The sequence below is a fragment of the Pararobbsia silviterrae genome (assembly GCF_003628125.1).
Taxonomy (GTDB): Bacteria; Pseudomonadota; Gammaproteobacteria; order Burkholderiales; family Burkholderiaceae; genus Pararobbsia; species Pararobbsia silviterrae.
In genome coordinates this window covers 1,011,100-1,023,552 of record NZ_RBZU01000001.1, presented here as the reverse complement: position 1 = coordinate 1,023,552, position 12,453 = coordinate 1,011,100, and the positions used below count along the sequence as shown (strand labels likewise).

General features: G+C 63.7%; 11 protein-coding genes. 6 read left to right on the top strand and 5 right to left on the bottom strand.

Annotated elements, in window-relative coordinates; genetic code table 11:
* Positions 1-56: 56 nt before the first annotated feature.
* Positions 57-785 carry a response regulator gene (locus D7S86_RS04615; RefSeq protein ID WP_121083825.1) on the bottom strand — a complete coding sequence of 243 codons (729 nt, stop codon included), beginning with the start codon at positions 783-785 and terminating at the stop codon, positions 57-59.
* Positions 786-971: 186 nt separating this feature from the next.
* On the opposite strand from D7S86_RS04615, the gene D7S86_RS04610 reads away from it, so the two are divergent.
* The 6 genes from D7S86_RS04610 to D7S86_RS04585 all read left to right on the top strand — a co-directional run bounded on the left by D7S86_RS04610 (position 972) and on the right by D7S86_RS04585 (position 7,040).
* Positions 972-1,535 carry a Spy/CpxP family protein refolding chaperone gene (locus D7S86_RS04610; protein WP_121083823.1) on the top strand — a complete coding sequence of 188 codons (564 nt, stop codon included), beginning with the start codon at positions 972-974 and terminating at the stop codon, positions 1,533-1,535.
* 610 nt (positions 1,536-2,145) lie between these two features.
* Positions 2,146-2,919, top strand: a complete 774-nt coding sequence (locus D7S86_RS04605) for an ABC transporter substrate-binding protein (RefSeq protein WP_121083821.1) — start codon at positions 2,146-2,148, stop codon at positions 2,917-2,919.
* Positions 2,920-3,015: 96 nt separating this feature from the next.
* Positions 3,016-3,702, top strand: coding sequence for an ABC transporter permease (locus D7S86_RS04600; RefSeq protein ID WP_121083819.1), 687 nt, complete (start codon positions 3,016-3,018; stop codon positions 3,700-3,702).
* On the top strand, positions 3,699-4,412 hold the full coding sequence (locus tag D7S86_RS04595; RefSeq protein WP_121083817.1) for an ABC transporter permease: 714 nt from the start codon (positions 3,699-3,701) through the stop codon (positions 4,410-4,412). The genes D7S86_RS04600 and D7S86_RS04595 overlap by 4 nt, the downstream gene beginning before the upstream one ends.
* 21 nt (positions 4,413-4,433) lie before the next feature.
* Complete coding sequence (locus tag D7S86_RS04590) at positions 4,434-5,201, top strand: ABC transporter ATP-binding protein (RefSeq protein WP_121083815.1); 768 nt, start codon at positions 4,434-4,436, stop codon at positions 5,199-5,201.
* Positions 5,202-5,915: 714 nt separating this feature from the next.
* Positions 5,916-7,040, top strand: a complete 1,125-nt coding sequence (locus D7S86_RS04585) for a porin (RefSeq protein ID WP_121083814.1) — start codon at positions 5,916-5,918, stop codon at positions 7,038-7,040.
* Positions 7,041-7,268: 228 nt separating this feature from the next.
* On the opposite strand, the gene D7S86_RS28990 is transcribed toward D7S86_RS04585, so the two are convergent.
* The 4 genes from D7S86_RS28990 to zwf form a co-directional block, all read right to left on the bottom strand.
* On the bottom strand, positions 7,269-7,586 hold the full coding sequence (locus D7S86_RS28990) for a hypothetical protein (RefSeq protein WP_147432225.1): 318 nt from the start codon (positions 7,584-7,586) through the stop codon (positions 7,269-7,271).
* A gap of 476 nt (positions 7,587-8,062) precedes the next feature.
* Positions 8,063-9,988: a bifunctional transcriptional regulator/glucokinase gene (locus D7S86_RS04575; protein ID WP_121083810.1), complete on the bottom strand. Its 1,926-nt coding sequence runs from the start codon at positions 9,986-9,988 to the stop codon at positions 8,063-8,065.
* The gene (gene pgl, locus D7S86_RS04570) at positions 9,966-10,655 is read right to left on the bottom strand and encodes a 6-phosphogluconolactonase (protein ID WP_121083808.1); all 690 of its coding nucleotides are present in this window, start codon (positions 10,653-10,655) and stop codon (positions 9,966-9,968) included. Before pgl ends, D7S86_RS04575 begins: the two co-directional genes overlap by 23 nt.
* A gap of 152 nt (positions 10,656-10,807) precedes the next feature.
* Positions 10,808-12,268, bottom strand: coding sequence for a glucose-6-phosphate dehydrogenase (zwf, locus tag D7S86_RS04565; protein WP_121083806.1), 1,461 nt, complete (start codon positions 12,266-12,268; stop codon positions 10,808-10,810).
* Positions 12,269-12,453 lie beyond the last annotated feature (185 nt).

Genomic DNA, 12,453 nt, shown 5'->3' with positions numbered 1-12,453 from the left:
GCGCATCCGGCCGCGCGCTCGAAAAAGCGCGCTCAAGCCGGGTGTGCGAATGAAATTCAAGGCGTCGCCGCGGCCGCGTCGTGTTCACCGTCGGGCACAAACACATACCCGCGGCCGCGCACGGTCTGGATGAAACGCGGCGCGGACGGATCGCTCTCGAGAATGCGGCGCAGGCGCCAGACCTGCACATCGATCCCGCGGTCGGTACCGTCATACGCGGGACCATGCAGCAGTTCGAGCAGCCGTTCGCGCGTGAGCGTGCGCATCGGGTGATTCACGAAAATCTTGAGCAGCGCGAATTCGCTGCCCGACAGCGGCACGGCCGCGCCCGAATGCGTGAGCGTGCGCGCCTGGAAATCGAGCAGGAAACGTCCGAACGCATACGGTTCGCGCTGCTCGGGCGCCGCGCTCGGCACGGTCTTGCGCCGACGCAGCACGGCCTGCACGCGCGCGAGCAATTCGCGCGGATTGAAGGGCTTGCCGAGGTAGTCGTCCGCGCCGAGTTCGAGCCCGACGATACGATCGACGTCGTCGGCGCGCGCCGTCAACATGATCACGGGGATGTCGTCGCCCGTCGCACGCAACTGGCGCAGCGCGGTCAAGCCGTCGACGCCGGGCATCATGAGATCGAGCACGATCAGGTCGGGACGTTCGCGTTCGAGCCGCCGTTCGAGCGATGCGGCGTCATGCAACACCGACACCTCCATGCCCTGCCGCTGCAGATAGTCGCGCAGCAGGTCACGCAGTTCGGGGTCGTCGTCGATGATAAGGATTTGAGTAGCCATGGTGCGCAGTGTAAACGGTCGATGAACGGCGATTCCAGGGTCAGTCCCGGCCGGAATTACAACAGGTTACCCGATCGCGTAAAGGTAATTGCAAGTAACAAACAACGGCCTCAGCGTAATCGATGCATCCGATCGAATCGATACGCTTGAATCACGCAATGAAGCGTTTGATCGGAGAACGACAACATGTTCCGCAAGACCACCTTTACGGCCGCCATCGCAGGTATCGCCACGACACTCGCACTCACCGCGGGCGGTGTCGCATTCGCGCAGAGCGCAGCACCCGGCGCGCCCTCGGGCCCGCATGGCGGCGGCTGGCACCACCACCATGGGCATCGCCATCACGGCGGCCTCGAACACGAGCTGATGAAGGTTCAGCCGCAACTGAACCTGAACGCGCAACAACAGGCGCTCTGGCAAACGGCCGTCAACACGACGAAGGCCAATCGCGAGCAAGCGCGTGCGCTGCGCAAGAGCGACATGGCGCAGTTCCGCTCGCAACTGCAGGCGCCGATTCTCGACTTGAGCGCCCTCCATGCGGAGCGTCAACAACAGTTCCAGAAATTCCAGCAGCTCCACGAGCAAACGGAACAAGCCTGGCTCAACGTCTATAACGGACTCAACGATCAACAAAAGACGCTCGTGAGCGCGGTCATCAAGGCCGACCTCGCGGAGCTTCGTCTTCGCCATGGCGGACCCAAGCAGGACTGGCAACATCGCCAGCCGGCGTCGGGCGCGGCGGCACAGTAAGACGATGCACGGCGGGCGTCGCGACGCACACGCGCCGACGCCCTGAACATCTCGTGTCAAACCGATCGGCGCGTGCCGTCGCATGGCCATCGCGCACATGATGGGCGTGCGACGGCGTCATCACCGAATCGATTTACACGAGAGATCTACACGATATCGTTAGCGCACTCGCCGATTTTTCAGCGTGCGCGACACGCGATCATCGGGGGCCCGCGAGCGGTCCGCGATACGTACACCCGAGTGGGCCGCCCGGCCGATTCGGATCACCGCAAGCCTGCGCCAATCGTTTGCCAGCCACGCTCCGGCACGGCAGCGCAGCGCCCATGGCAAAGGGCCGCCACGCGTCCCTCGCCGCCCTTCCCACGTCTCCGCCGCGCGCCGCGTTCGGCCGGCGTCGATCCCGATGTTCCCGCCCTGACAAGCCCCGATTTGATCGTCCGGCGCTTCGGGTACAATCCCGCCTCAGTCGCATGGGGATTGGCGTTCAGCCCGTGCGTCCGCTGTGGATCGGTCAAAGCGCCGGCACCCGCATTTTGTCCGCCTACAATGCATTTCGGGCGAAGATCCTCAAACGGGCCCGTCCAGCTCTTTTAAACGGTCAGGGAAACTAATGAAAAAACTCGCTTTGTGCCTCTCGCTTGCACTGGTCGCCTTCGGCGCGCAAGCCAAGGATTACTCGACCCTGCGCTTCGGCGTCGATCCGAGTTATCCGCCCTTCGAATCGAAGGCACCTAACGGCGATATCGTCGGTTTCGACGTTGACCTCGGCAATGCCCTCTGCGCAAAGCTCAAAGCCAAATGCGTGTGGGTCGCGCAAGACTTCGACGGCCTGATCCCCGCGCTCAAGGCGCGCAAGTTCGACGGCATTATTTCGTCGCTGTCGATCACGGAAGCGCGCGAGAAGGAAATCGCGTTTTCGGCCAAATTGTTCGATGCGCCCGCGCGGATGATCGCGAAGACGGGTTCGAACCTCCAGCCGACGGCCGAATCGCTCAAGGGCAAGCGCGTCGGCGTCGAGCAGGGCACGACGCAGGAAGCCTATGCGAAAGCGCACTGGGCGCCGAGCGGCGTGACGGTCGTGCCGTATCAGGATCAACAGCAGGTCTATGCCGATCTGATCTCGGGCCGTCTCGACGCGACGCTGCAGGATGAAGTGCAGGCCGACATCGGTTTCCTGAAAACACCGCAAGGCAAGGGCTTCGCGTGGGCCGGCCCCGAAGTCAACGATCCGCAAACGATCGGCGCGGGCACGGGCATCGGTCTTCGCAAGGAAGACGCGGACCTCAAGGCCAAGCTCGACAAGGCCATCGCCGATATCCACGCGGACGGCACGTACGACAAGCTCCAGAAGAAGTACTTCGACTTCAACATTTATTCGAAGTAAGTCGCCGCGGCGAGGCGCCGCCGACATCGGCGACCTCGCGTGAGCCATCCGGCGGGCAGCGCGCGCTGCCCGCCTCTCCCCGATACAAGGTTTTCCATGCTGGCAGGCTATGGCCCGCTGATCCTCGAAGGCACCTGGCAAACGATCCAGCTTTCGCTGTTGTCGCTCGTCGTCGCGTTCGTGCTCGGCTTGCTCGGTGCAAGCGCCAAACTGTCGAAGCATCGCGTGCTCAAGGGCATCGCGACCGTCTATACGACGCTGATTCGCGGCGTGCCCGATCTCGTCCTCATGCTGCTGTTGTTCTTCAGCCTGCAGATCTGGCTCAATCAACTGACCGACCTGCTCAATCTCGACCAGATCGACATCAGCCCGTTCGTCGCGGGCGTGATCACGCTCGGCTTTATCTACGGCGCGTATTTCACCGAGACGTTCCGCGGCGCGTTCCTCTCCGTGCCGCGCGGCCAGTATGAGGCCGCCGCCGCATATGGCATGTCGGGCTGGCAGACGTTCGCGCGCATCCTGTTTCCGCAGATGATGCGCTTCGCCTTGCCGGGCATCGGCAATAACTGGCAAGTGCTCGTCAAGTCGACGGCGCTCGTGTCGATCATCGGGCTTGCTGACGTCGTCAAGGCGACGCAGGACGCGGGCAAGGCGACCTTCGATATGTTCTTCTTCGTGCTCGTGGCCGCCGCCATCTATCTCGCGATCACGACCGCGTCGAATCTCGTGCTGATCTGGCTCGAGCGTCGCTATTCGATCGGCGTGCGCAAGGCCCACATATGATCGCGCTCTTCCACGACTACTGGCGCGCCTATCTGTTCACGGACGGCGAACAGATCACGGGCGTCGCGATCACGCTGTGGCTGCTCGTCGTGTCGGTGGGCATCGGCTTCTGCCTGTCGGTGCAGCTCGCGGTCGCGCGCGTCTCGGACAATAAATGGGTCGCCGCGCCTGTCTGGCTCTACACGTATGTATTCCGCGGCACGCCGCTGTATATCCAGTTGCTGCTGTTCTACACGGGTATCTACTCGCTGCAGATCGTGCGCGATCACGCGCCGCTCGCCGCGTTCTTCCGCAGCGGCATGAACTGCACGCTGCTCGCATTCGCGCTCAATACGTGCGCGTACACGACCGAGATCTTCGCGGGCGCGATTCGCGCGACGCCCTATGGCGAGGTCGAAGCCGCGCGCGCCTACGGCATGTCGCGCTTCACGGCGCTGCGTCGGATCATCGTGCCGTCGGCGCTGCGCCGCGCGCTGCCGCTTTACAGCAACGAAGTGATCCTGATGCTGCACGCGACGACGCTCGCCTTCACGGCGACGGTGCCCGACATCCTCAAGATCGCGCGCGATGCGAACTCGGCGACGTATCTGTCGTTCCAGGCGTTCGGGATCGCGGCGCTGCTGTACCTCGGCATCTCGTTCGGTCTCGTCGCCCTGTTCCGGCGCGCGGAGCAGCGCTGGCTCGCCTATCTCGCGCCGCGGCGCCACTGATTCAACCGGTTCAGCATGCATATGGACAAACTGTTCGTCGACGACCTCCACAAACAATACGGCGATCATCAGGTGCTCAAGGGCGTGTCGCTGCGCGCGAAGGCCGGCGACGTGATCAGCATCATCGGCTCGTCGGGCTCGGGCAAAAGCACGTTCCTGCGTTGCATCAACTTCCTCGAACAGCCGAACGCGGGACGCATCTACGTGAACGGCGACGAGGTCAGGACCGTGACCGACCGCAGCGGCGCGCTCAAGGTCGCCGATCCGAAGCAATTGCAGAAGGTCCGCACGCGCCTGGCGATGGTGTTTCAGCACTTCAATCTGTGGGCGCATCTGACCGCGCTCGAAAACGTCATCGAAGCGCCGATGCACGTGCTGGGACTGTCGCGCGCCGAAGCCGAGGACCGCGCGCGAACCTATCTGAAGCGCGTGGGGCTCGCGCCGGCCGTCGAGAAGCAATATCCGTCGCATCTGTCGGGCGGTCAGCAACAGCGCGTCGCGATTGCGCGCGCGCTCGCGATGCATCCCGACGTCATGCTGTTCGACGAACCGACGTCGGCGCTCGACCCCGAACTCGTGACCGAGGTGCTCAGGGTCATGCAGTCGCTCGCCGAGGAAGGTCGCACGATGATCGTCGTGACGCACGAAATGGGGTTCGCGCGCAATGTGTCGAACCATGTGATGTTCCTGCATCAGGGCCGCGTCGAGGAAGAAGGCGCGCCCGGCGACGTGCTCGTGCAGCCGAAGAGCGAACGCCTGCAGCAATTCCTGTCGGGCAGCCTCAAGTAGCCGCCGCGACACGCGATAGCGCGGACGCGTCGGCTTCGCGCCGGCCGCGCCGCTCGCCCCCCTCGCTCACGCGACGCGTGCGCCGACCGATCGCGCAAAAACAAGCCTTTCTCGCACATGAATTCAGTTTCATGAATTCACCGGTCAATAGGGTATTACCCTATTCCGCCATTCAAATCCGCGTAAAAAAGACGTGCATTCAATCATTTGGATGAAACCCGACGCGTGGATCGTTCTCCGGACAGGCTTCGTAACATGGCATTTGCGCGACAAAGTCCCTCGGCCTCGCTCCGCTCATTTGATGTACATGCTTATCTTTTGTTACATTCATTCTCAGTAATCAAACAACGCTAATCCCCTATTTCGAATGTAGTTTTACTTCAAATCGCGGGATCGAGCGCAAACGTTTGAACGACTAAGACGCCGGTGACGTGACGATCTTGCCGCATGGAATATGCGGTATTTGGCCGCTTGATCGATGTCCCGGGTCTGACCAGATTCATGTCCGATTTTCTGATCGCCGTCGTTGCCGCTGGGGCGTCGACACGCGATCGCGTGCTGGGGAGCCGCGAAATCGGGCAGCAGGAATCCGACGCGCTGGGCGTCGGTGGAGGCGTTCGGTGTCGCTGGGGACACCGGACGTGTGGCGCAAAGCGCCAAGCCGCAGGCGGTCGACGCCGCGTGCGTGCATGACAGGGTACGGAGGAGTCAAAGATGAAAAAGGCAATGCTTGCAGCATCGCTGATGGCTGCGGGGGTCACCGCAGCCTATGCGCAAAGCAGCGTGACGCTCTATGGCCGCCTCGACGGCGGTCTCGAGTATGTCAACGGTCTCAAGGACGGTCACCGTTTCGAGGCCGAATCGGGCGACTGGGGCACGAGCCTCTGGGGCCTGAAGGGCACGGAAGATCTCGGCGGCGGCACGCAGGCGGTGTTCCGGCTCGAAGAAGGCTTCACGTTGCAGAACGGCACCGTAGGCGGCGGTTCGGGCCAGCTCTTCAATCGCTATGCGTTGGTCGGCTTGTCGAACAACGTATGGGGTACGTTTGAAATGGGCCGCTCGCTGTTCATCTCGAACGGCGTCTGGGACTTCGACCCGTTCGTGCAGGAAAACTGGTCGTCGGCTTCGCTCGTGCGCGGTCGTAACTGGCCGCAGGTCAGCAATTCGTTCAACTATCAGTCGCCGAAGTTCTACGGTTTCGACTTCGCCGGTCAGTACGCGCTCGGCAACAGCACGAACTTCAACGGCAATAGCAGCGCCGGTACGAGTTCGGCGATTTCGTCGACGGGCCGCGCCGACGGTGCGCAGATCACGTACACGGGTTCGTTCTTCGAAGTGCGCGGCATCTTCGACGAAATCCGCGACGGCAACGGCCAGTTCTCGAACCTGTTCGCGTACAGCCGCGAATACACGGCTGCGGTGAACCTCGTATTCGGTCCGGTCAAGATTCAAGGCGCGTATCAGCATTTGAACGCGAATGCCGTCACCGACAACGGTCCGACTTCGGGCGATCACGAATGGCTCGGTGTCACGTACCAGTTCACCCCGGCGTTCGCGCTGACGGGCGGCGGTTACCACATCAACGTGAACCGGGGCGGCGGCAATGCGACGCTCTACGAAGCGACGGGCACCTACAACCTGTCCAAGCGCACGTTCCTGTACGTGACCGGCGCGACGGTGCAGAACAGCTCGACGGCGAACTTCTCGCTGTTCGCGGAACCGCCTGACAACAGCGCCGCATTCAACACGACGTCGCAGACGGCGATCCAAAACAGCCAGAACCCGCTGCCTGGCCACAGCCAGACGGGCTTCTTCGCGGGGATCGACCACTCGTTCTAAGCGATGCGGACGCCTCACCTCGGGCGCGGGCGGACGACGCCCGCCTCGTGAATGCCGCGAAGGCGTCCCTCTCGAATCGACACGAACTGCGATGCGTCGCCCGTGCAAACGGGCGACGTTTTTTTTCGGCGCGCCGACGGTATTCATGCGCGACGGCCCGCGTACATGCATCGTGTCCGATGACCATGCGGCGCATGACGTCCACGCGCCGGCGTCGTGTCCGCGAGATCAGTCGGACGAGCCGCCCATCCACGTCCGCAGGGATGCCTCGGCGAACGAAGACCCGACATACGCCGCCGTGCCCAGCGCGACCCCGCCCGAAATCGAAATCGCAAGCTCGACGACCGAGCGCTCGACGACATCCACACGCTCCCAGCGACGCAGCAAGTGCGCGTCGCACACGCGGTGAAGCGCGTAATTGAACGCCGTCACCGTGACCGCATAAATCGCGATCAAACCGCCTGCGAGCGTCATGCCGACCTGCCCCGCCACCATGTCGAACGCAGGCGCGCGAGTCGTGCCCGTACGCGCGATGGCGCCGAGCATCGCAGATGCGCCGTACCCGATTGCCGCACTCAGCGCGCCACACGACACCGCGGTCGATCGCATGGCCCTCACGCATTCCAAAACGGGACTGTGCCGCGTTCGTTCGCTTCGGCGCGACGCGTCTGCGCGAAGCCGGCGATCCTTCCGCTCGGCGCGCGATCGGATCGGCTTTTCCGCGCCAGACGGCCATTCGTACTGAAGGACCGTCTGGCGCGCGACGATTTTCGATTGGGGCATGGCGTGTCTCCTGTCTCTTGATAGACGTGCTCCATCGTCGCCATCCGTCGCGACGGCGCCTATCAGGAAACCGACGCTGCACTGCGGCGCGGCCCGAAATGAAAACACCCTACGCAGCACATCGTGCGTAGGGTGTCAGGACGGGCTTCATGCCCGCCAAGTCGCGTCGGGATCCACGCGCGAGACGCCGATCGTTCACGATCCGCGTCGTTCGGCGCGCAAGCCTCGCGCTCGCCGCGTCACTCCCCCTTCTGTACGGCCGCGGCGCCGTGACTCAGCCACTCGAGCACGTCGAGCGTCGCACCCTTGCCTTCGATGCGCGCGCGCTTCGCGCTCTTCTGGACATCGACCTGCGGCGCCGCACGGCGAATCGCGACGCCGACGGCGAGCACATCGATGATGACCAGATGCAGAATCCGCGAAATCATCGACAACTGCGACTCGCGAATCTCGATGTGATCGGTTTCGAGCGCGACGGTCGCCTTCTTCGCGAGCGGCGTGTTGCTCGACGTGATCGCGATCACCTTTGCGCCGTTCTGCATGGCGATGTCGAGCACGCGTTGAAGCTCGGCCGCCTTGCCCGACTTCGAGACCGCGACGATCACATCGCCCGGACCGAGCAACGCGGCCGACGCGCCCTGCATGTAGAGGTCGCCGTACGCGATCGTCGGAATGCCGAAGCGGAAGAACTTGTAGTGCGCGTCCTGCGCGACGATGTTCGAATTGCCGAGGCCGTAGAACTCGATGCGCCGCGCGCTGCTCAGGATGTCGATCGCCTTCTCGACGTTCTCGAAGTTCAAATGCTCGCGCAACTGAAGGATCGACGACACCGTGTTGTCGAGCACCTTCGTACCGAAGTCCGTCGCCGTATCGCCGAGGTGAACCTGGCTATGGCTCATCGGGATCGTGCCCGTGAGCCCGGTCGCGAGCTTGAGCTTGAAATCGGACAGTCCCTGACAACCGAGCGTGCGGCAGAACCGGATCACGGTCGGCTGGCTGACCGCGGCCTTGCGCGCGATATCGACGATCGGGTCATTGATGACCGAGCGCGGATGATTGAGCGCGAGATCGGCCACGCGACGCTCGGCCGGCGTCAACGCATCGAGCATCTGGCGAATCCGCTCGAAGACGGCCGAACCGCCGCTGCCGCGATCGCTGAGCTGTTCGTGCAGGATCGCCGAGACGCCGAGAAACGCCGGGTATTCAGCCGTGATCACGTAGATCGGAATGTTCGCCAGATACTGCTCGAAGCGTCCGCGCGCCTCGAAGCGCTGGCGGAACGGCGACTTCTCGAAGAACTCGCCGAGACGCGGCACGACACCGCCGCCGATATAGATGCCGCCGAGCGCGCCCAGCGTGACCGCGAGGCTCCCCGCGAACGTGCCGAGAATGCCGCAGAAGACTTCAAGCGCCTCGACGGCGAGCGGCTCGTGTTCCTCGAGCGCGCGGCGCGTGACTTCGGCCGGATCGACATTCGACCCGACGCGCTTCTTCGCGCGCGCGGCAAGACCGCGATAGATGAGCTCGATGCCCGGTCCCGCGCACATGCGTTCGTACGACACGTGCGACCACTTTTTCTGCGCGTATTCGAGCAGGAACACTTCGCGTTCGTCGACGGGCGCGAACGTCGCGTGGCCGCCTTCGCTGCCGAGCGCGATCCAGCGGTCGTCGGCCGGGATCAGACCCGAGACGCCCAGACCCGTGCCTGCGCCGAGCAGGCCGATCACGCTGTTCTGCTTGGCCTTGCCGCCGCCGACCTGGACGCGCTGTTCGTCGGTCAAGCGCGGCAGCGCCATCGCGAGCGCCGTGAAATCGTTGACGACGAGCAGCGTGTCGAAACCGAGCGCGCGGCGCGTCGATTCGATCGAGAAGCTCCAGTGATGATTCGTCATCCGGATCTCGTCGCCGTCGACGGGATTCGCGATCGCGACCGCCGCGTGATTGACGTGGCCGACCTTCGTATCCTTGAGGTACTTGCGAATCGCATCCGCGACGCCCGGATACTCGGCGCACGGGTAGACGCGGATCTGTTCGATCTGATCCGGGCCGTATTCGAGCGCAAAGCGCGCGTTGGTTCCGCCGATGTCGGCAAGAAGCCGCGGGCCGTCCGCATGCGGGTTATCGCGCACCGCCGCGACGGTCTTATTCCGCTGACCAGTAGACATCGAGTGTGACTCCCTTATCATTCGCCAGCTTCGAGATGGCATTATCGAGTGAACTCGCGGCAGCCTTCTCGAGCACCTCGAGCTTGCTTTTGCCTGCGATCAACAGAAACAGACGATCGATCCGCTTGAGCGCGGACAACGACCAGCTCACGCGCGCATGCGGCGCGGCGCCCGGATGCACGAGCACGAAACGCGCATCGGTCGTGATGGCTTCATGCCATTCGGGCGCGTCGGCAAAGATCGACGCCGTATGACCGTCCTCGCCCATGCCGAGCACGGCAATATCGGGCAAGGCGGGCTGGCTCGACGCATTGAGCGCCGCGATCTGTTCGGCCGGGCCGCGCGTCACGTCGACAAGCGGCGTGAAGCTCGCCTGCGCCGCCGCGCCGCGCAGCAGGTTCTCGTGCGCGAAGCGCACGTTGCTGTCCTTGTGGTCGTCGGGAACCCAGCGGTCGTCGACGAGCGTCAGATCGATGCGCGACCAGTCGAACGGCTGGTCGGACAAGGTCTGCAAGAATCGCTTGGGACTGCTGCCGCCCGATACGGCAAAGGTCACGTGGCGGGACGCGGGCCCGGCCGCGAGATGCGCGCTGAGCGCGTCGCCGACGGCGCGCGACAATGCGGCCGCCTGGACGATCGGGTCGTCGAATGCGTGAAGCTCGATCACTTCTCCTCCGATCTGCTGTCTTTATTGGAATATGGAACCACGGCGCCTCGCGGCGGCGGCCCCCCTTTCACTTTCATCAAACGGATTGCCGTTGCCGGTCATGCGTCGCCGCGGCGTTCGGCACGCGGAAACGCACGACCCGACGGCTCCGACTAGTTCTCTTCTTCGAGCCAGCAGGTGCCGTGCTGCGCGAGCATCGCGCTCGCGGCGGCCGGACCCCACGTGCCCGCCGCATAGGGCTTGGGCCCCTTGAGCGGCGACGCGGCCCATTCATCGAGAATCGGCTCGACCCAGCGCCACGCGGCCTCTTGCTCGTCGCGCCGGACAAACAGCGCGAGACGGCCGTTGATCACGTCGAGCAACAGCCGCTGATACGCCTCCATCCGGTGTTCCTTGAAGAACTGGTCGAACGCGAGGTCGAGGTGGACCTGCGCAAGATTCCAGCCTTCGCCGGGCTGCTTCGCCTGGCAATAGAGACGGATCGATTCATTCGGCTGCAGCCGGATCACGAGCCGGTTCTGCCCGGCCGGCAAGCCGCCGAGCGCCGAGTGCGGCACCTGGCGGAAATTGACGACGATCTCGGCGACACGATCCGCGAGACGCTTGCCCGTGCGCAGGAAAAACGGCACGCCGGCCCAGCGCCAGTTTTCGATCTCGACCTTGAGCGCGACGAACGTTTCGGTCGTGCTGTCCTTCGGCACGCCGTGCTCCGACGCATAGCCGGGCACGGGATTGCCGCGAATGACGCCCGCATGATACTGGCCGCGCACGGCGACCTTGCTGATTTCACTGCGTTGCACGGGCTTGAGCGAGCGCAGCACGCGCAGCTTCTCGTCGCGCACGCTGTCGGATTCGATCGCGTGCGGCGGTTCCATCGCGACGATCGACAGCAGTTGCAGCAAGTGGTTCTGCACCATGTCGCGCAACGCGCCGGTCTGGTTGTAGAAGTCGCCGCGCGCTTCGACACCGAGTTCCTCGGCGATCGTGATCTGGATGCTCTCGACCCATTCGCGGCGCCAGAGCGGCTCGAACAGCACGTTGCCGAAACGCAGCGCGAGCAGGTTCTGCACCGACTCCTTGCCGAGATAGTGGTCGATCCGGTAGATCTGCTCCTCGGCGAAGATCTCGCCGACCGCATCGTTGATCGCATTCGACGATGCGAGGTCGTAACCGAGCGGCTTTTCAAGCACGATCCGCGCGCCGGCGTTGAGTCCGACGCTCGCGAGCGCGCGGCACGTCGGCACGAACAGCGACGGTCCCGTCGCGAGATAGAACACGCGCACCGCGGCCGGCAGTTCCTTGAGCATGTCGCGCAACAGCACGAAATCGTCACGCCGCGAGAGGTCGAGCGCCGCGTATTCGAAGCGGTTCAGAAAGGATTGCCAGACGGATTCGTCGAAGTCCGCCGCGGCGACATGCGCGCGCACATGCTGTTCGACCCATGCGAGATAACCCGCCCTGTCGTAGCTGTCGCGCGCAATGCCGACGATCTTGCCGGCGTCGGCCAGCATGCCGCCTTTGTGCGCCTCGAACAGCGCGGGCAGGATCTTGCGCATCGCAAGATCGCCGGTCCCGCCGAACAGGACAAACGTGAAGCCCGAATCGTTTTGCATGTGTCTCCGCTATGAGTTTGACTGCCATCGCCGTATCGGCATCCTGCAAGAACGACGCCGAGCCGCATGCGGGTAACACCTAGTCATCGCATCGTGCGCATCGCGCGTTGCAGCTCCCATGAGCCCACGCCGCTCGCGCCCATCGAATGCCGTGAAATTGATATATCAACTGACACAGTTCGATC